The sequence below is a fragment of the Thalassotalea agariperforans genome (assembly GCF_053470345.1).
The window spans coordinates 15,535-36,014 of the sequence record NZ_JBQMWH010000016.1 but is presented as its reverse complement, the minus strand read 5'-3'; the positions used below and the strand labels follow the sequence as shown (position 1 = coordinate 36,014).

Annotated in this window: 20 protein-coding genes; 10 read left to right on the top strand and 10 right to left on the bottom strand. The window is 36.3% G+C overall.

The features are described from left to right. Positions 1–18 precede the first annotated feature (18 nt). On the bottom strand, positions 19–1,089 hold the full coding sequence (gene bioB, locus ACSLUO_RS15680) for a biotin synthase BioB (protein WP_448249925.1): 1,071 nt from the start codon (positions 1,087–1,089) through the stop codon (positions 19–21). 91 nt (positions 1,090–1,180) lie between these two features. Between bioB and bioA the strand changes: the two genes are divergently transcribed. After that, positions 1,181–2,482 (top strand): adenosylmethionine--8-amino-7-oxononanoate transaminase, encoded by a 1,302-nt coding sequence (gene bioA, locus ACSLUO_RS15675; RefSeq protein ID WP_448249923.1) that lies wholly within the window; start codon positions 1,181–1,183, stop codon positions 2,480–2,482. Between the two features lie 44 nt (positions 2,483–2,526). On the opposite strand, the gene ACSLUO_RS15670 is transcribed toward bioA, so the two are convergent. Beyond that, positions 2,527–2,934, bottom strand: coding sequence for a hypothetical protein (locus ACSLUO_RS15670; protein ID WP_448249922.1), 408 nt, complete (start codon positions 2,932–2,934; stop codon positions 2,527–2,529). Between the two features lie 182 nt (positions 2,935–3,116). Beyond that, the gene (locus ACSLUO_RS15665; protein ID WP_448249921.1) at positions 3,117–3,479 is read right to left on the bottom strand and encodes a hypothetical protein; all 363 of its coding nucleotides are present in this window, start codon (positions 3,477–3,479) and stop codon (positions 3,117–3,119) included. Positions 3,480–3,620: 141 nt separating this feature from the next. On the opposite strand from ACSLUO_RS15665, the gene asnS reads away from it, so the two are divergent. From asnS to ttcA, 9 genes are all read left to right on the top strand, one after another. Beyond that, on the top strand, positions 3,621–5,021 hold the full coding sequence (gene asnS / locus ACSLUO_RS15660; protein ID WP_448249920.1) for an asparagine--tRNA ligase: 1,401 nt from the start codon (positions 3,621–3,623) through the stop codon (positions 5,019–5,021). Between the two features lie 301 nt (positions 5,022–5,322). Next, complete coding sequence (locus ACSLUO_RS15655) at positions 5,323–5,463, top strand: hypothetical protein (RefSeq protein WP_448249919.1); 141 nt, start codon at positions 5,323–5,325, stop codon at positions 5,461–5,463. A gap of 184 nt (positions 5,464–5,647) precedes the next feature. Next, positions 5,648–6,142 carry a FixH family protein gene (locus ACSLUO_RS15650; protein WP_448249918.1) on the top strand — a complete coding sequence of 165 codons (495 nt, stop codon included), beginning with the start codon at positions 5,648–5,650 and terminating at the stop codon, positions 6,140–6,142. Continuing rightward, entirely contained in the window at positions 6,142–8,520 is a 2,379-nt protein-coding gene (locus ACSLUO_RS15645; protein WP_448249916.1) for a heavy metal translocating P-type ATPase, read from the top strand. The genes ACSLUO_RS15650 and ACSLUO_RS15645 overlap by 1 nt, the downstream gene beginning before the upstream one ends. Further along, positions 8,517–8,795: a cbb3-type cytochrome oxidase assembly protein CcoS gene (gene ccoS, locus ACSLUO_RS15640; protein WP_448249915.1), complete on the top strand. Its 279-nt coding sequence runs from the start codon at positions 8,517–8,519 to the stop codon at positions 8,793–8,795. Before ACSLUO_RS15645 ends, ccoS begins: the two co-directional genes overlap by 4 nt. After that, the gene (locus ACSLUO_RS15635) at positions 8,785–9,444 is read left to right on the top strand and encodes a sulfite exporter TauE/SafE family protein (RefSeq protein WP_448249914.1); all 660 of its coding nucleotides are present in this window, start codon (positions 8,785–8,787) and stop codon (positions 9,442–9,444) included. The genes ccoS and ACSLUO_RS15635 overlap by 11 nt, the downstream gene beginning before the upstream one ends. 62 nt (positions 9,445–9,506) lie before the next feature. Then, positions 9,507–10,226, top strand: a complete 720-nt coding sequence (locus ACSLUO_RS15630) for a fumarate/nitrate reduction transcriptional regulator Fnr (RefSeq protein ID WP_448249913.1) — start codon at positions 9,507–9,509, stop codon at positions 10,224–10,226. Between the two features lie 242 nt (positions 10,227–10,468). Continuing rightward, entirely contained in the window at positions 10,469–11,410 is a 942-nt protein-coding gene (uspE, locus tag ACSLUO_RS15625) for a universal stress protein UspE (protein ID WP_448249912.1), read from the top strand. Between the two features lie 105 nt (positions 11,411–11,515). Further along, entirely contained in the window at positions 11,516–12,451 is a 936-nt protein-coding gene (ttcA, locus tag ACSLUO_RS15620) for a tRNA 2-thiocytidine(32) synthetase TtcA (protein ID WP_448249910.1), read from the top strand. Between the two features lie 61 nt (positions 12,452–12,512). Here the strand turns inward: ttcA and ACSLUO_RS15615 are convergent, their stop codons facing one another. The 7 genes from ACSLUO_RS15615 to pheT form a co-directional block, all read right to left on the bottom strand. Further along, on the bottom strand, positions 12,513–13,328 hold the full coding sequence (locus ACSLUO_RS15615; RefSeq protein WP_448249909.1) for a glucosaminidase domain-containing protein: 816 nt from the start codon (positions 13,326–13,328) through the stop codon (positions 12,513–12,515). Between the two features lie 9 nt (positions 13,329–13,337). Further along, positions 13,338–14,123: a hypothetical protein gene (locus ACSLUO_RS15610; RefSeq protein ID WP_448249908.1), complete on the bottom strand. Its 786-nt coding sequence runs from the start codon at positions 14,121–14,123 to the stop codon at positions 13,338–13,340. A gap of 262 nt (positions 14,124–14,385) precedes the next feature. Continuing rightward, complete coding sequence (locus ACSLUO_RS15605) at positions 14,386–15,024, bottom strand: LysE family translocator (protein WP_448249907.1); 639 nt, start codon at positions 15,022–15,024, stop codon at positions 14,386–14,388. Between the two features lie 336 nt (positions 15,025–15,360). Beyond that, positions 15,361–15,906 (bottom strand): DUF1415 domain-containing protein, encoded by a 546-nt coding sequence (locus ACSLUO_RS15600; RefSeq protein WP_448249906.1) that lies wholly within the window; start codon positions 15,904–15,906, stop codon positions 15,361–15,363. After that, on the bottom strand, positions 15,906–17,687 hold the full coding sequence (locus tag ACSLUO_RS15595) for an ABCB family ABC transporter ATP-binding protein/permease (RefSeq protein WP_448249905.1): 1,782 nt from the start codon (positions 17,685–17,687) through the stop codon (positions 15,906–15,908). Before ACSLUO_RS15595 ends, ACSLUO_RS15600 begins: the two co-directional genes overlap by 1 nt. 92 nt (positions 17,688–17,779) lie before the next feature. Next, positions 17,780–18,073, bottom strand: a complete 294-nt coding sequence (locus ACSLUO_RS15590) for an integration host factor subunit alpha (protein ID WP_448249904.1) — start codon at positions 18,071–18,073, stop codon at positions 17,780–17,782. A 3-nt stretch (positions 18,074–18,076) separates the two neighbouring features. Further along, positions 18,077–20,476 carry a phenylalanine--tRNA ligase subunit beta gene (gene pheT, locus ACSLUO_RS15585; protein WP_448249903.1) on the bottom strand — a complete coding sequence of 800 codons (2,400 nt, stop codon included), beginning with the start codon at positions 20,474–20,476 and terminating at the stop codon, positions 18,077–18,079. Between the last annotated feature and the right edge of the window lie 4 nt (positions 20,477–20,480).

The window sequence follows — 20,480 nt, the reverse complement described above, 5'->3', positions numbered from 1 at the left end:
AATATAAAATAAACGATGTTATGCGTCGGCGTTATAAAACAAATCACTATTTTCTTTATCGATAATAGCGGTTGTAATAGCTTTTGCCGCAATTGCTTCAGCTTCTTCTGATTGTGCAATCGTTTCCGTATTAATGCCTAACTTTTTAAACAATAAAACATCTTTATTAGTTTCAGGGTTTTGGGTAGTTAATAATTTACAACCAAAAAATATTGAATTTGCACCCGCTAAGAAACATAGCGATTGCATTTGCTCATTCATTTCATTACGGCCAGCTGATAATCGAACATGTGACTTAGGCATAATAATCCGAGCTACCGCAATATTACGAATAAAGTCGAATTCATCTAAATCATCAACATCAGATAACGGGGTACCTTCAATTTTAACTAACTTGTTAATTGGCACACTTTCAGGTTGTGGTGATAAATTAGCAAGTTGTACTAATAACGAAGTACGATCTTTGGCTTGTTCACCTAAACCCAAAATACCGCCACTACACACTTTCATACCACCGGCACGAACATTATCTAAGGTATCTAACCGATCTTGATATTTACGCGTAGTAATAATTTGGTTGTAATGCTCAGCTGAAGTATCTAAGTTGTGGTTGTAATAATCTAAACCCGCTTCACCTAACTCTTTAGCTTGTGATTCAGATAACATACCTAAGGTCATACAGCTTTCTAATCCTAACGCTTTAACCCCTTTGATCATTTCAATCACGTAAGGCATATCGCGCTCTTTTGGATTACGCCATGCTGCGCCCATACAAAAACGGGTTGAACCTTGTGATTTAGCGGCTTGCGCTGCTTCTAACACTTTTTCAACTTCCATTAATTTTTCTTTTTCAAGGTCGGTTTTATAACGTGAACTTTGAGAGCAATATTTACAATCTTCAGGACAAGCACCGGTTTTAATGGATAACAAGGTACTTACTTGTACTTCATTAGCATTAAAATGTTGGCGATGAACAGTTTGTGCTTTAAACATTAAGTCATTAAAAGGTAATTCAAATAAAGCTTGAACTTCCGCATGGGTCCAATTGTTTCTTACTTCACCTAATCGGCTATTATTTTCAGTAGACATATGTTCTCAAAAATTGCATAAAACGAAATTAGGCGTTAGTCTAGCCAGCCAAAATTCTTTGTCAACGTAAAATTAAATAGCAAGTTTACATATGAGCAATAAACAAACAGATATTACCGAGTTTGATCTAAATCATGTCTGGCATCCATATACATCAATGACAAATCCTTTACCTGCTTATCAAGTAACTCAAGCGCAAGGAGTTTATCTTGAGCTTGCAAGCGGTGAAAAATTGATTGATGGCATGTCATCATGGTGGGCTGTGATCCATGGTTATAATCACCCTGCATTAAATGAAGCACTACACAAACAAGTTGATAAAGTAGCGCATGTCATGTTTGGTGGTATCACACATCAACCTGCGGTTGATCTTTGTCGAAAATTAATAGACATAACACCTGAACCTTTAAATAAAGTATTTATTTCAGACAGCGGCTCTGTGGCGGTAGAAGTTGCTATAAAAATGGCACTACAATATTGGCAAAGTTTAGGAAAAACAAACAAACATAAATTATTAACCGTGAAAAATGGCTATCACGGTGACACTTTTGCGGCTATGTCGGTATGTGATCCGGTTAATGGTATGCATCAAATTTTTGACAAAGTATTAATGAAAAACCACTTTGCGCCGGCACCACAATCAGCTTTTGAAGGTGAGTTTGATAAAAGTGAGCTAACAGAACTTGCCGCGTTTTTTGAACAACATCATCAAGATATTGCCGCCTTTATCATCGAGCCGATTGTGCAAGGTGCAGGCGGTATGCGCATTTATCACGCTGAGTATTTAGCAGCTTGCCGACAATTATGTGATCAATACCATGTTTTATTAATTGTTGATGAAATAGCAACTGGCTTTGGCAGAACCGGCAAGTTATTCGCTTGTGAATGGGCCGACATTTCACCCGACATACTATGTTTAGGTAAAGCACTTACTGGCGGCTACATGAGTTTAGCAGCCACTTTATGTACTGATGATATTGCAACAACCATCAGCCAAGGTGAAGCCAGCTGTTTTATGCACGGCCCAACCTTTATGGGCAACCCGCTCGCTTGTGCCGTTGCCAATGCTAGTTTAAATTTAATAGCTAACAATGAATGGCAGTTACAAACTCAGCAAATACAGGCCTGTTTAACCGAGTTTTTAATACCGCTAAAAGATCATCAACGAGTTAAAGATACACGAGTATTAGGCGCGATTGGTGTTGTTGAAGTAGAACAAAATGTTGATGTGGCACAAATACAAAAACGTTTTGTTGAATTAGGTGTGTGGATCCGCCCTTTTGGCAAATTAATTTATATCATGCCGCCTTATATAATAAAGCAAACAGAATTAATAAAATTAGTTAAAGCCATTGCCACCGTATTAGATGAAAAAGCGTGTTTTAAGCAATAATCTTAATGCTGCCATTAAGATTATTGCTAGTTATTAACTCGGTCTTATAACGAAGTCAACATGTAGGTTGCCCAAGTAAAGGCAACGGCTAATAACATCATCAAATTAAAATGTTTGGTGTCTTTTTTACGGCGAGAGCGATGTTTAGACAAAACAATGCATAAATAGCTGGTAAAAGCACTGCTCCATAATATTTCATATAAATAATTATTCAGTGCTAAGAGCCAAGCATGATTAGCTTGATGTTCAAGATAATAATGTAAACCGGCATTGGTTTCAGGAACTGTATTATAGGCAATAAGTAAAGCGACAAAAAATAATAGCCAGCTACACACTGCCAAAGTTCTTAAAAGATAAATCCATTTATCCGCTGATTTTCTACGCTCTCCTTGGCGTCTATCATCTATTCCTTGATTAACATTTTCGACATGTTGATTCATAGAGATATTCATAGCGAGATTCTTCTTTTTATATGTTATTGAGCTATTTTTTACCATTAAATATAACAACGATTATGATGTATAAATCAACGTGAATATTTAATGTTTTTTCAACATATCAAGATAAAAAGTGGAATACAACAACGAAAAAATTAGTATATGAAAATAACTCAAATAAATTTTACAAAGCCAAGCTAATTACTGTAAGTAACAATATAAGTGATCCAGGCAGCGATGGTGATGAGTAATAAAATCAAATTAAATTGCTTACTGTCATCATGTCGGCGTGAACGTAATTTAGTAAGTAAAAAGCAAATAAAACTTAACGCCGCACTCAACCATAAAACTAAATACAAATAATTAGTGAGCGGATGTAGCCAGTATTCTCTGATCGGGATATTTTTACTCAATAACAAACCATAGCTATCATCTGGTGCTGCATAGTAAGAAATGATTAAAGCAACAATAAACCCGAGCCAACTTAATACCGCTAACAAGCGTATTAAATACACCCATTTATCAGGAGATACCCGTCGATTCGTTTTAAGTTTCACCATATCCGCTCTTCTTTTATCTATATATGCGAAATAAATCGAAAATATTGCGTTAAATTACTAAGTTTTACTTGTTAATGTTAATTGTCACGGTAACATAACAGCCCTTAAAATTTGAAGTTATTATTGAGAAAGAGGTCATCAATGTCAGTTATATCTATTACTGATGTATTAGCAGGTAAATACCCAGTTAATGAAGAAATTACTATTAACGGTTGGATCCGTACTCGTCGTGATTCCAAAGCCGGCATATCATTCTTAGCTGTTCATGACGGTTCATGTTTTGATGCAATACAAGCCATTGTACCTAATGAACTTGATAATTATGAAAGTGAAATTCAAAAGCTCACAACAGGCGCGTCGGTAAAAGTTACCGGCATACTTGTCGAATCACCAGGCCAAGGTCAAGCTTTCGAGATTCAAGCTACCGCTGTTCAAGTTTATGGTTTAGTTGATGATCCTGAAACTTACCCGATGGCAGCCAAGCGTCATAGTATTGAATTTTTACGTGAACACGCACATTTACGTCCACGTACAAATATCGGCGGTGCCGTAACACGTGTACGTAATTGTTTATCACAAGCAATTCACCGCTTTTTACATTCAAAAGGTTATTTGTGGATCAGTACGCCACTTATTACCGCAAGTGACTGTGAAGGTGCCGGCGAAATGTTCCGTGTTAGTACACTCGATATGGAAAACTTACCAAGAACCGAACAAGGTAATGTTGATTACAAACAAGACTTTTTTGGCAAAGAGTCTTTTTTAACGGTTTCGGGTCAATTGAACGTTGAAACTTACTGTAGTGCGTTATCAAAAGTATATACTTTTGGTCCAACTTTCCGTGCTGAAAATTCAAATACAACACGTCACTTAGCTGAATTTTGGATGATTGAACCAGAAATTGCTTTTGCTGACTTAGCTGATGCAGCAGACCTTGCAGAAGAAATGTTGAAATATGTTTTTAAAGCCGTATTAGAAGAACGTGCTGATGACATTGCCTTTTTCCAACAACGTGTTGATAAAACAGTTATTGATCGTTTAAACAGCGTTATTAATACCGATTTTGTACGTATGGATTATACCGACGCTATCGAGATATTATTAAACTGTGGTAAAAAATTCGAAAATAAAGTGTCTTGGGGAGTTGATTTAAACTCTGAACATGAGCGTTATTTAGCCGAAGAACATGTTGGCGGCCCGGTTGTTTTACAGAATTATCCAAAAGACATTAAATCATTTTACATGCGTTTAAATGACGACGGTAAAACGGTTGCGGCGATGGACATTTTAGCACCTGGTATTGGTGAGATTATTGGTGGTAGTCAACGTGAAGAACGTTTAGATGTGTTAGATAGCCGACTAGAAGAAATGGGCTTAGATCCTGTTGATTATGGTTGGTATCGTGATTTACGTCGTTATGGCACTGTACCACATGCAGGGTTTGGTTTAGGTTTTGAACGTTTAGTGGCTTATGCAACCGGTATGCAAAACGTTAGAGACGTAATTCCATTTCCTAGAACACCAAACAACTGTACTTTTTAATAAGCTAATAAATTTTAATAAGTTAACTCAGTTATTTAAAACGCCCTTCGGGGCGTTTTTTATCGCTGCTGTTTCGAGATGTTACCTGTTAGGAAGTAATAAACATCTTCTTTCAACATTTCCTAACCGCTTTTTACGATTTTACATTTTCTTGCCTTAATTAACCTAATGACAACAGCCCTGCTTTATAACAAATACCAAGTAACAACAAAGACAATTGCAACAGTTGCACAGCCCTAGGGTCTGTTGATCTTTGTTTATATTTTCAGCAATAGGCTATTTTAAGTGATAGCAAAGCAGAATGAAGGTTGTTTGCTTATTCCAAATGCGTAAATTCCAAACGAGTGAAATTCTAATGCAGCTAGCGCAGAAAATAGCCATTGCCCTGTGGGCTGAGGCTAAAATCGCTTTACTCGGCGTTAAAAATTATTGGTTTAGATGACTAAACGACATAATTTCAGCCTTGATTAAAGCGATTTTATCTCTCAGCTGAATTATTAAACAAAGATAAACAGACCCTAGCAAAAAAATCATTATTTAGATCATGTTTTTGATAAATAAATTGGTTCAATTTCATGAATACGAGTACAATAAGCGCCATAATTTTCTGTTAAAAATGTAGTCAAATGATCACTCGTTGGTATAAAGAGCCTTGGGCTTGGTTAGTATTTTTTCTTCCTTTCAGCGCGGTTGTTGCTGGTATTGCAACTTTCATCATTGCGAATGATGAGCCAGATCCGCTAGTTGTTGGCGATTATTACAAAAAAGGCAAAGCGATTAATCAAGAATTAACCAAGATTAAACATGCACAAAAATTAGGGATGAAATTTGCCTTAAGCTTTCAAAACAATACCTTAATAATTAAACCTACGGGTATTGAAAAAGAATTTCCTATTTTAAATGTTAGCTTTTTTCATCCGACCTTAGCTGATAAAGACTTTTACTTAGCATTAACTCAAGATGGTAATGGTTTATTCCGTCATCATATTGAACAGAATATTGATGGAAAGTGGCGAATTACCTTATCGTCATTTGAAAACACATGGAAAATTGAAAATGTGATTTCATTACCTCAATCTAATTTTATCGACATCATTCCTGATCCTATTCAAGCAAACTAATGCCGTTATTGTGTTTTCATTGTGGGGAGCCTGTCCCCACAAATTTCCATGCTAGTGTTGTTATTAACAATACCGAACAACCCATGTGTTGTATTGGCTGCCAAGCAGTGGCACAAACCATTGTTGATAATCAATTAACCGATTATTATAAATTTAGAACCGAACCGGCGCAAAAATCTGCATCGTTAATTCCTGAGCAACTTAACCAACATAGTTTATTAGATGACGATGAATTACAAAGTGAATTTACCCACAGTGATGGTGAATTTAAAGAAACCATTTTAACGATTGATGGTATTAGCTGCGCAGCTTGTGCCTGGTTAATTGAACAACAGATCACCCCTAACCCTGCGATCATCTCAATTGAGGTCAATGCGACTAGCCAACGAGCAACGGTAAAATGGTTAAAAGATAAAATTCAATTAAGTGAAATTGTTAACGCCATTGAAAAAATTGGTTATCAAGCACTACCTTTTAAAGCAAATGAAGCCGAGCAAATAAATCAAACTCAGAGCAAAAACTTCATCAAACGCCTTGGTATTTCGGGCATTTTAATGATGCAAGTGATGATGATAGCAATAGGTTTATATTTTGGTGCTTTTTCAGGCATGGACGAACATCATTTAGTGTACCTACGTGGTATTAGCATGTTGCTGGCAACCCCGATCATTCTTTATGGAGCTTTTCCTTTTTATGTCGGTGCATATAAAGCACTAAAAGCAAAACGCTTGTCTATGGATGTACCCGTTTCTATCGCCATTATCTTAGCGTTTAGTGCCAGCTGTTGGGCAACGATCAGCCAACAAGGTGAAGTGTATTTTGAATCGGTTGCCATGTTTACGTTTTTATTGCTAATAGGTAAATTTCTTGAATTTAGAGCTCGCTCTCGAGCCGCACAAGTATCGGCAAATTTATTAAAGCTCATGCCAATGGTGGCAACGCTTTGGCAAGAAGGCAAAGAAACAATTATTGCGGCCAAAAAGTTACAAACTAAAGATCAAGTTATTATCAAGCCCGGCGAAACTATTCCCGCCGATGGTTTTATCATTCAAGGTAAAAGCCAACTGAATGAAGCGATGTTAACCGGAGAACAATTACCAATTACAAAATCACTTGGTGATAAAGTATTTGCCGGTACCATCAATGGCGATAGCAACTTGCTGATAGAGGTTAATAAAAGTATCCGTGATAGTTTTTTAAGTCAGCTTATCCGGTTAAGTGAGAAGTCTCAAAACTATAAACCTCAATTAGCGGTATTATCAGATAAAATAGCTCAATATTTTGTGGCGCTCATTCTATTATGTGCCAGTGGCTCTGCAATTTATTGGCTTAATCATCAACCTGAAGAAGCATTTTGGATCACCTTATCTATTTTAGTGGCAACCTGCCCTTGTGCTCTGTCATTAGCCACACCTACAGCACTAACTTGTGCAACCACTCGGCTTAATAAAGCGGGCATCATGATAAAATCTGGCCATGTTTTAGAAACCTTGCCACAAATAACCGCTATTGCTTTTGATAAAACCGGTACCTTAACAACAGGTCAGTTTAGTATCGAACAAGTTACCATATTAACCAAAGATATTAATGAAGCAGAAGTATTAACCATTGCTGCTGCGTTAGAATCAGCTTCTGAGCATCCAATAGCCAAAGCTTTTTCGGTTTATCGTGATCACAATATTCAATGCAAAAATCTTACCGTACATTCAGGTAAAGGTGTATCCGGCAATATTAATCAAGACAGTTATGTCATCGGTAAAGTCAGCTGGTTATTAAGTGATGAAAACCTAAGTCGCCATCATGAAGCGCAGTGTGTGTTAATGAAAAACGAGCAAGCAATCGCGGTATTTTATTTACAAGATAAGTTACGTGAAGATGCCAATGCAGTATTAACCACTTTAAAAACTATGAAACAAAGTTTATACATGGTTTCTGGTGACAGCGAACATGCATGCCAAAAATTAGCGCAATCATTACCTATGACAGCTATCCATGCCGGATTATCAGCAAAACAAAAAATGGCGCTGATCCAAAAGATTAATCAACCTATTGCTATGGTTGGCGATGGTGTTAACGATACGCCAGTATTTAGCGCGGCACATATATCATTTGCAATGGGCAATGGTACTGATATTGCTAAAAATGGCGCTGATGTTATTTTATTGAATAACCAGTTAACCTCACTACTCACTTGTTTAAAAGTGGGTGATAAAACAAAACGCATTATCATTCAAAATTATTGCTGGGCTTTTTCATACAATGCCATTGTTTTACCGCTTGCGATGATGGGCTACATTACTCCGTATTTAGCCGTTATTGGTATGTCAGCCAGTTCAATTTTAGTTGTCACAAATTCTTTAAGGCTATTGAAAAAATGACCATCATTTATGTTTTGATCCCTATCGCGATAATTCTTACTATTATTGGTATTTATTTATTTTTTTGGGCGGTTAAAACCGAACAATTTACCGATCTCGAAAAACAAGGTATGAGTATTTTATATGATGATGAAAAAACAGCAGAGCAGCAAAACCCAAAAACCGTAAACAGCTCCGATAGAAAACCACAGCCAACAGATGCACCTTCTGCAACAACAAAATCAATGGCTAAAAATAACAAAATAAGTGACGCTGTAGATCACAATGTCGATTGATTTACTCTCTGCTTTTATCATTGGTTTATTCGGTAGTGGTCACTGCTTAGGTATGTGTGGTGGCATAACCACCATGTTAACCAGTGCTATCGAGCAAAAACAGCAAAATAACCGTAAATTTTGGTTAGTAATTTTTTATCACTTTGGCCGTATTTTTTCTTATAGTTTTATCGGTTTTATTGTCGCCTTAAGTAGTTCCATCGCTATTCATAGCGTCGGTTTTCCTCTTTATGTTTTACGCTTCGTGGCTGCGATTTTTTTAATATTATTGGGTTTGTATCTTGGCCAATGGTTTATGGGCTTAAGTTATGTTGAAAAAGCAGGTCGTGGTATTTGGCAAAAACTATCCCCCCTAAGTAAAAAAATTATTCCAGTTAATAACAAACGCAAAGCGCTGGCTTTAGGTATGTTATGGGGCTGGTTACCTTGTGGCTTAGTTTATTCCACCTTAACTTGGTCATTAGCCAGTGGTGATGCAATCACAGGTGCCCTTATCATGTGCTTTTTTGGTTTAGGTACATTACCAGCCCTGATCGCATTATCGTTTGGCATACATTCCTTTAAAAGTTTATTGCTCAACCCGTTATTTAAAAAATTATCGGCTATCTCTTTAATTCTCTTTGGAATTTATCAACTAATAATTCTTTAAACTCAATTGCATCTATTAAAAGCATTGCATAGAATAGCCTTAACATTATTGAGGATATAAATATGCAAACAAATCAATGTCCGGGACGACAACATATCCATTGCCAAAGCTGTAGTTTAAGTGAATTATGTTTACCTTATTCTTTAGATGCACAAGAGCTTGATCAACTTGATTTAATCATAGATCGTAAGCGCCCTGTTCATAAAAATGACAAAATATATAGTGATGGTGAAGCACTACATTCATTGTTTGCTATTCGTACCGGTACCTTTAAAACCTATACAATTAATGCGCAAGGCGAAGAACAAATCACAGGTTTTCATTTACCTGGCGACTTATTAGGATTTGACGCAATTGCCCAATCAGAACATGCAAGTTTTGCACAAGCATTAGAAACCTCAATGGTATGTGAAATTCCATACGACACGCTTGATAACTTATCAGCCACTATGCCTAAGCTGCGTAAACAAATTTTAAAACTAATGAGTGCAGAAATAAAAACCGATCAAGACATGTTATCACTGCTTAATCGTAAAAATGCCGAACAACGACTAGCCACTTTTATTGTCATGCTTAGTACTCGTTATAAAACCCGTAATTTATCCCCAAATGAATTCAGATTAGCAATGACACGTGGTGATATTGGGAACTATTTAGGACTAACAGTAGAAACCATTAGCCGGTTATTAAATCGATTTGATAAACAAGGTTTATTAAATGTTAATGGAAAATTCATAACGATCAATAATTTAGAAGAACTTAAAACACTAGGTGAAGTATAGTTTTTTATTCCTCCCTTAATGACTTAGTGACAACTTATGCATTAAGGGAACTCCTTGTCATTTTCTAAGTATAAACCCCGCCATATCTTCGATATTTTGCCGTTCTTGAACTAAACTTTGTTAAAGCATTGAATTGATTTTCATTGTTTAATATTAACTAGCCTAAACTTGGCAAGTTAGCTAATAGTATTAAATAAATGATTATCATAAGCGCAAGTTAACGACAAATAACGAGGCCAATCATGGAAAAATATCAAAACATTCTAGTCGTTGTTGACCCCAACGATGAAGAACAAAAAGCGTTAAAACGTGCCATTACCTTAGGTAAAAAAACACAAGCCAATATCACCGTATTTTTAACTATTTTTGATTTTTCCTACGAAATGACCACCATGTTGTCGCATGAAGAACGCGAAAATATGCGTGAGTCAGTGATCAAAAGTAGAGAAAATTGGCTAAAAGAATTAATCACGCAACCAGAAGATAATTATTTAGCCGATAACTTAAATATAAAAACCAAAGTTGTTTGGCATAACCGACCTTTTGAAGCCATTATTCAAGAAGTATTAGCACATAACTTTGATCTGGTGGTTAAAGGTACTCATCACCATGACAAATTAAAATCGGTTATTTTTACCCCCACCGATTGGCATATTCTGCGTAAATGCCCTTGTCCTGTATTATTAGTAAAAGATCATCTATGGCCAGAAAATGGTAATATTTTAGCGGCTGTTAATGTAGGTAACGAAGAGGAAGAACATATTTCCCTTAATAAAAAACTTACCGAAGAAGCGGTGCATTTAGCGGAATTAATTAATGCTAATGCTCATTTGGTTAACGCTTACCCTGGTACCCCAGTTAATATTGCCATAGAAATCCCTGAGTTTAATGCTATTGAATATAGTCATAACATGAAAGCACATCATACCGACGCCATGAGAGAACATGCTTTAAGTTTTAACTTTGACCTTGACAACACCCATGTTAGAGAAGGCTTACCCGAAGATGTTATTGAATCCATGGCGCAAGCATTAGATTGTGAATTAGTGATCTTAGGTACAATTGGCAGAACAGGCTTTTCAGCGGCATTAATTGGCAATACTGCCGAACAAGTCATTGATAATTTAAATTGTGATGTATTGGCTTTAAAACCTGATGGTTATATTTCACCACTGGCCGACTGATCAAGCATTGTAAATGGGCGTTTATTTAAGAAACAAAGCCATTATTTAATTGGTCAGTTATAGTAGTTCAGGTATAATTCGCGCGAATTTATTTAGGGTGAAATTATGTCTGACGCAATACAATCATTATCAAAAGCTGAGCAAACACAATTACAAAAACTTGAAAAAAAGTTGCGTGGTCATGTTGGTAAAGCTATCGCTGAATATAACATGATTGAGGACGGCGATCGTATCATGGTGTGCTTGTCTGGCGGCAAAGATAGTTACGCGTTACTTGACATCTTATTGATATTAAAGACTTTAGCACCAATTAATTTTGATATAGTGGCAGTTAACTTAGATCAAAAACAACCTGGTTTTCCTGAGCATATTTTACCCAACTATTTAGCTAGCTTAGGTGTTGAATACCAAATTATTGAAGAAGATACTTACGCTATAGTTAAAGATAAAATCCCTGAAGGAAAAACTACCTGTAGTTTATGCTCGCGTTTACGTCGGGCCATTTTGTACAAAGCGGCGAAAAATTTAGGGGCAACAAAAATTGCCTTAGGACATCACAGGGACGATATGATCGAAACCTTGATGTTAAATATGTTTTATGGCGGCAAAATGAAAGCAATGCCAGCTAAGCTAGTTTCTGATAATGGTGAGCATGTTGTAATTCGTCCACTGGCCTTTTGTAAAGAAGCCGATCTAGCAAAATATGCCAGTTTAAAAAAGTTTCCTATCATTCCTTGTAACCTTTGTGGCTCACAACCGAACTTACAACGCCAAAACATTAAACAAATGTTAAATGATTGGGATAGCTCTCACCCTGGCCGAATAGAGTCAATGTTTACAGCCATGCGCAATATAGTACCTTCACATATGTGTGATACTGAGTTATTTGATTTTAAAGGAATAAATTCTTCATCAGGGGTAATTAATGGCGGCGATATCGCTTTTGACCGAGAAGAGTTTCAAGACAAAAGCCCTGCGAATAATCAACAATTTAAAGATGAATTATTAAATAGCCCATTACAAGTGATCGATCTTAGTTAAGCTTTGTTAACTAAATAAAAAACTAACCGATATTCAATTCGGTTAGTTTTTTAATCAGCGCTTAAGCACCTACTTTAATGTATCTCGCATTATGGCGTAACATATCAATAATATCAGAGACATAGTCAGCGCCACGCTCTGAATAAGGTAACAAGCCTGTCGCTAAAATTTCAGGCTTTAACGGCTGCTGATGCGCTCTTAATTGTGCTCTTATGGTGCGGAAAACATCATAAGCATAATGTGAATTAATATTATATAAATATTTTTCAACCGCGGTATCAATACTTTGAAAAGCGGCTACTTCATGTTTACCATCTTCATCACGTGCATTTGGTACCATGCCACAGCCCTTTTTATAACACCATAAACCAAAAAAGTTCAAACCAATACGCGCAAACCTAGACGTTCCCCAAGCCGATTCATTTGCCGCTTGTACTAGCACTAATTCGGTTGGCACAATATCTATACGTCGTAACAACTTTTGCACTTGCTGTTGTTTATTAAGTTTGCCGGTAATACGGTATTTTTGTACATTTTTTCGTAAAAATGCTTGTTCATCCTTAGTTAAGGTTTGCGCTAAGGTTAACTTTTGCTGAATTGCTAGTACTTGTTTACGGGTAGCCAGTAACTGATTATTAGCTTTAATAATGGCCGGCTTTAGAAAATCAAAAAAAGTCTTTTTCTTTAATTTTGTGTCTCTAATTTTACTAAACTTAGGTAATTTCACCGAATGTAACGGTTTTTCAACAACAATCGGTTTCGCACGCTTATCTTGTTGTCCTTTGTCAGTTATAACAGGTTTTAAAAATGTAAAAGGCGCAATTAATGCGATAAAAACAATCACAAGAACAATAAATTTGAATACGATTTTAAACATAATTTATCTCTAAGCTGAAAAAGTACTGTTAATGGATGTTTGTTTATCGACTGTTTGAATATCTAATCCAAAAATTTCACGGTATAAAATACCTTTCATGTGGTAATACATTGGTGCTAAATAACTCATTGAAAAGAAGAATATTGCCACACCGATAATACTTGCAGGGCTATTGATTAAAAATAACAAAGGCAATAACGTAACAAAAAAGACAGTAGCTAATATAAAGTGTAGTAGAAATAACTGTGGCCATTGAAAGCGTGTTACTTTTAATGAAATTAAAATAGATTTTAACGGAGATAATTTTTTTTCAATAATTAACGGCATTGTTAAGGTTAATGCGATCACTAAATAAACTCCAGGCAGTACAAACAACTCTAGCCCTATTGAAATAAGAACCATAGAGCATAAAGCACATAAAGAAACATAACTGGCTGATTTTAAAAAGCTAAACAGCATCCGAGGTTGGCTTTTGATACCAACACTGGCAAATACACCAAACATTTCAACACCCGCAATTAATGGTGAAATAACCAAGGTAATAATAATATTAATTAAAAATGATGCTTCCGGATCTTGTTGAACTTTTTCAATGCCACCTAAAAAGTTGCTAGTCAGTAAAGTGATAAAAACACCAAACATTAATATAAAAAACAAACTAATATTGATGGTTTTACGGCTAAGTAACGTTAAAGCCCAAGCTTCCTTTAATATCGACTGTATATTAATTGTATACTTGCCGTTAAGCGCTGATTCCATGTCGCCACCGACATGAACAATAGGATGTTTATCCACAGAAATCCTTATTTAATAAAATAATGAAATTATACCTCAATCAGGTTAAGAATTAATATTAAGTTATCATTAACTAGAGCGTGTTGACCTTTCAGGTATAATTTTTGTTCTAACTGAGCGCTTTCAAAACAAGGCGCGAGCGATGTAATATAGTGATTCTCGACAACTGCTCCTGCCTTGCTCTAATAACCTGCATCCATGCAGGAATATAAAAAATTGATTAACGCAATGCTGGAAGCGCTCAGGACGCTCTAGCTTGTATTTATTGATAAGTCATAAACAAAATTTGTAGCGCGATCATTAATAATATAACCCCCATTAATCGTTCAAGCAGATAGCCCCTTTTCACTAAGCATGTTTTAACTAAGGAGTTAGACAAACTAAATGATAAAAAGATAAACCAGCAACTGGTCGCTAACGCCATATAAATACCATAAATAACTTTAATATTAGTTGGTGTCTTCATTGAAATTATGGTGCTAAATAAAGCGATAAAAAATAGTGTTGCTTTAACGTTAAGACCGTTAACTAAAAAACCTGTGATAAACGCTTTTTTGATTGAGGGCGAGCCTAACAAAGCGATATTTTTTTGCTCGGTTAAGGTTAAAGGTTTAGCCATTAAACTTAACACTCCAAGGTAAATAAAATAGCTGGCGGCGAGATACTTTAATAAATCAAAAGCAAAGGGATGCGTTGAGAAAACAACACTTAAACCGATAATTGAATAACTGACATGCAACAATATGCCGGTACCAATACCTAAACTGGTTACTATTGCCGTTTTACGATCATAACGAATACTTTGTTTTAAAATCAAAGCAAAATCAGGACCTGGTGTTGCAACAGCAAAAAAATGAATAACTGCTATAAGGAAAAATTCGGTCAAATAGACATCAAACATTAATATTCAGCCTTACTATTATCTTTATTATAACCTAGGGTCTGTTTATCTTTGTTTAATAATTCAGCTGAGAGATAAAATCGCTTTAATCAAGGCTGAAATTATGTCGTTTAGTCATCTAAACCAAACCAATAATTTTTAACGCCGTGTAAAGCGATTTTAGCCTCAGCCCTCAGTGCATAGTGCAATGGCTATTTTTTGCGCTAGCTGCATTAGAATTTCACTTATTTGGAATTCACGCATTTGGAATAAGCAAACAACCTTCATTCTGCTTTGCTATCACTCAAAATAGCCTATTGCTGAAAATATAAACAAAGATCAATAGACCCTAGGCATTTATTGATGTTGTGCGTGAATGGCTTTTAGCTTTTGCTGAAAAAATTGTGCCCCTTTATCACGTGCTAACTTGATATTTTGTTCAGGAATTAACTCCGGCTCTTTATAAGTTGCTAATACCTTTTCTAAACTTTCTTCACGTAATATATGCAACATAGGATATGGTGATCGGTTAGTAAAATTAGCCGCGTCACTTGGATCTTCACCTTCAAAACAATATTCAGGATGAAAACTGGCGATTTGAAAAGTGCCCTCATAACCACTATCAGCAATTAATTGGTTAGAAAAATCCAATAAATCTAAATATTGCTCAAACTCCGTAAAACCTGAGTCAAAAATAATAAGTGCGGTTTCAACCGAAGGGTTATTTGCCATAAATTCACATTGATGAATTAACATTTCTAACGCTTTGTCAAAAGAAGTTTCTGGTGCAACATAATAGTGAATACTGTCATTAACAAATTCTTTTTTCGCAAAAGGACAAAAATTAAAGCCGATAATGATATCTGACAACCAAGCTTTGGTGGCGGCTATGCGATGATCCATTATGATTCCTGTTGTTGTAATTGCCACATACGGGCATAAAGTTGATTATTAGCTAATAAGTTAGCATGAGTGCCCTGCTCTACGACTTGCCCTTTAGACATAACAACAATGTTGTCTGCGTCAACTATGGTTGATAATCGATGAGCAATAACAAGACTCGTTCTATTTTTAGCAACATCATTAATCGCTTTTAATATCGCTTGCTCTGAATGGCTATCAAGTGAAGAGGTCGCTTCATCAAAAATTAAAATTGCCGGATCTTTTAAGATTGTTCGCGCAATGGCAACCCGCTGTTTTTCACCACCCGATAATTTTAAACCACGCTCGCCAACAAGGGTATGTTCTTTATCTGGTAAATCTTGTATTAACTTACTTAAATGAGCCATTTCTATGGCATGAAATACTTCGGCATCTGTTGCCGTTGGTTTGCCATATCTGACATTCTCAAAAAGTGTATCATTAAATAACACTGTATCTTGCGGCACAATACCAATGGCTGAGCGTAAAGAATGCTGAGTTACTTCATTAATTGCTTGACCATCAATAGTAATGGCGCCAGAAGTAACATCATAAAAACGAAACAGTAATTTTACTAAGGTTGACTTACCAGAGCCACTTTCACCAACAATCGCCACTTTTGAACTGGCAGGAATAGTAATAGATACTTGCTTAAGAATGGCTCTATCGGGATGATAATGAAAGTTAACTTGTTCAAATTGAATATTTGCCTTACTGAGCTTTAAAGCCTGAGCATTATCCATATCCGTTATGGTTGGTTTACGTTCAAGTAAGCCAAACATATTTTCAATATTAGCTAATGAGCCTTTAATTTCACGGTATACAAACCCTAAAAAGTTTAACGGTAAAAATAATTGCATCATAAAAGCATTGATCAACACAAAATCACCTAACGTTAGTATGCCATGCGACACTTGATATGCTGCAAGCCCTAACATAGCCGTCATTGATACGGAGACAATAAAGGCTTGGCCACCGTTTAATGCAAATAACGATAACCTATTTTTTGTTTTTGCCGTTTCCCAACTCGCTAATTGTTCGTCATAAGCATCCGCTTCATATTTTTCATTGGTAAAGTATTTAACGGTTTCATAATTTAACAAACTATCAATAGCACGGGTATTAGAAGAAGAATCCGCTTTATTGGCCGCACGAATATAGCCTGTTCGCCATTCTGTGGCATAAATCGAATAAGCAACATAACTAACAATCGAAAGTAAGGTAATTAGCGCAAACCCTATCCCGTAGTTAAAAAATAAAATACCGATCACTAAACTGATTTCAAACAAGGTTGGAATAATATTAAAGATCATAAAGCGCATTAAAAAACTAATGCCCGAATTACCACGATCAATATCGCGCGACAAGCCCCCCGTTTGCCGCTCTAGGTGAAATGCTAATTCTAGTTGATGTAAATGTTGAAAAACTTTTAAACCAATGCGGCGAATAGCGCGTTCTGTTACTTTGCCAAATAAGGTGTCGCGAATTTCCGCAAATAACACAATACCTAAACGGGTTAAACCATAAGCAGCCACCAAACCAAAAGGTACTAAGATAAGCGTTTCAGTATTGCCCTTTTCTAAAGTATCAACTAAATCCTTCAAGATAAAAGGTAAATAAACACTAGCGAGCTTAGTCAGAATTAAACAAACAAGCGCAAAAGTCACTCGCACTTTAAACTCTAACAAATAAGGTAATACTTGTTTAATAACCCGCCAATTAATAACGTTAACTTCTTGCTCTGGGTACTGACTACGGCGCATATAAATTTAATTTAAAAAAGTAAAAGAAAAGGCTGCATTAAGCAGCCTTTTATAACTAGATTGGAATTCTAAATAAACACTTGGAATGTTAATTAAGACTGGTTACCGTCTTCAACTCGGCTTTTTAATTTTTGCCCTGGTCGAAAGGTAACTACCTTACGAGCAGAAATTGGAATATCTTCACCGGTCTTAGGATTTCGGCCCGGTCGTTCCGCCTTTTCCCTAAGATCAAAATTACCAAAGCCAGAAAGTTTAACTTGCTCACCGCTTTCTAAAGTTTCACGGATCTCTTCAAAAAAGATTTCCACCATATCTTTAGCATCACGTTTGCTCAGCCCTACCTTTTCACATAAGTGTTCTGCTACTTCTGCTTTCGTTAACGCCATGGATTAATTCCTCAGTTCTGCATCTAGTTCATTTTTGAGGGTATTAACAACGGTTTCGACAACATCATTGATGTCTTTTTCTTCAAGAGTTTTATTCACATCTTGCAAGGTTAATGCAATTGCCAAACTCTTAAAACCAGGGTCAATACCTTTACCTGTATATACATCGAACAAGTTTAGATCAATTAAATTATTTCCGCCAACCTTTTCAATAAGTTGTAACACTTTTTTTGCATCAACTTGCTCTTTAACAATAACTGCTATATCACGGCGATTGGCCGGAAACTTAGATATATCAGTAGCCCAAGGTAAATTTTGCTGTGTTATTTCACTTAAAAGTAACTCAAAAATAACTGTTCTACCATTTAGGCCTAATTTTCTTTCTATTTCAGGATGTAAGGTACCAATGTGACCAACTAAACGACCATCACGATGAATTGCCGCCGTTTGCCCTGGATGTAAAACGGGTAATTCTGCTTTTGAAAATTCAAACTCACCCTCAGCGCAAGCATGAGAAAGTAACGCTTCAACATCCCCTTTTAAATCAAAGAAATCAGCAGCAATTGTATCTAACTGCCAATGTTCTTGATTACGCGAGCCAGAAATAACACCTGCGATCATATTATCTTGTCGCACACCATTTTCTGCACTTTCATCGGGTACAAAGCGTAAGCCGGTTTCAAATAATCGAACACGGTTTTGTTGACGGTTTTGGTTATAAACCACTGACTGTAATAATCCGGTCCATAAACTTAAACGCATAACTGACATTTCAGAAGAAATAGGATGCGGTAAAGTCATTACCTCAGCGTCTGGGTGAATTAACGACTGAATTTTAGGATCAACAAAACTATAAGTAATTGCTTCTTGGAAACCACGGTTTACTAGAGTTTGACGTAATTTAGCAACCGGTAGTTTGCTTTCATTATGTTGGCGCATTTTTAACGATGCTGTTGGCGATACATTAGGAATGTTGTTGTAACCAAAAATACGCGCAACTTCTTCAATTAAATCAACTTCAATTGAAATATCAAAACGATAGCCAGGTACAGCAACTTGCCAAACATTATCAGTAAACTCAATGCTAAAACCTAAACGGGTTAAAATTTCAGACACTTTGTCATCATTAATATGAAAACCAATACGTTGATCTAACATTGTGCGGCGTAATGAAACATGATTAACCGCTGGGATATGGCTTTCATCAACGGCTTCAATAACAGGCCCTGCTTCACCACCCACAATTTCTAATAATAAGGCGGTTGCACGTTCTATTGCATCACGTTGTAGTTGTGGATCAACACCACGTTCATAACGGTGAGAAGCATCTGTATGTAAACCATATTGGCGTGCTTTACCTAAAATAGCCAGTGGTGCAAAAAATGCACTTTCTAAAAAGATATCCGAAGAAGCTTTAGTAACACCACTTTCTAAGCCACCAAAAATACCGGCCATTGCCAACGCTTTATTGTCATCAGCAATTACTAAGGTTTGCTCTGATAAGGTAACTTCGTTTTCGTCTAACAAGGTTAATTTTTCATCTTTGTTGGCAAAACGAACATTGATACTACCGTCAATTTTAGCTAAATCAAAAGCATGCATCGGATGACCAAGTTCTAACAAGACATAGTTAGTAACATCAACGACAGGGTCAATTGAACGTACACCACAACGACGTAGTTTTTCAACCATCCACAACGGTGTTTGTGCGGCTAAGTTAATGCCTTTAATAACACGACCTAAATAACGAGGACACGCTTGTGGCGCGGCAATATTAATCGCGACACTGTCATCAATACTTGGCACTACAGGTGAAATAGCAACTTCATTAACAGTTAAGCTATTTAATACGCCAACTTCTCGTGCTAAGCCTTTAATACCTAAACAATCACCACGGTTAGCCGTTAAATCAACATCAATGGTAACGTCATTTAAGTCTAAATAATCACGAATATCAGTGCCAATTGGCGCATCTAATGGTAATTCAATAATGCCATCAGCGCTGTCAGCTAAACCTAATTCAGATTCAGAGCACAACATACCAAACGACGGTTGACCACGTAATTTCGCTTTTTTAATTTTAAAATCACCTGGTAAAACAGCGCCTACCATTGCAACCGCAACTTTTAAGCCTTTACGGCAGTTTTTAGCACCACAAACAATATCAATTAACTCGCCATCGCTTGCTGCACTACCCACATTAATTTTTGTTACTTGTAATTTATCAGCATCAGGATGTTGACCACACTCAACTACTTCACCAACCACTACGCCTGAAAACTGGCCAGCAACTGCTTCAATGCCATCAACTTCTAAACCCGCCATGGTAATTTGATGGGTTAATTGCTCAGATGTTAACTCAGGACTAACCCACTCACGTAACCAAGATTCACTAAATTTCATTTGC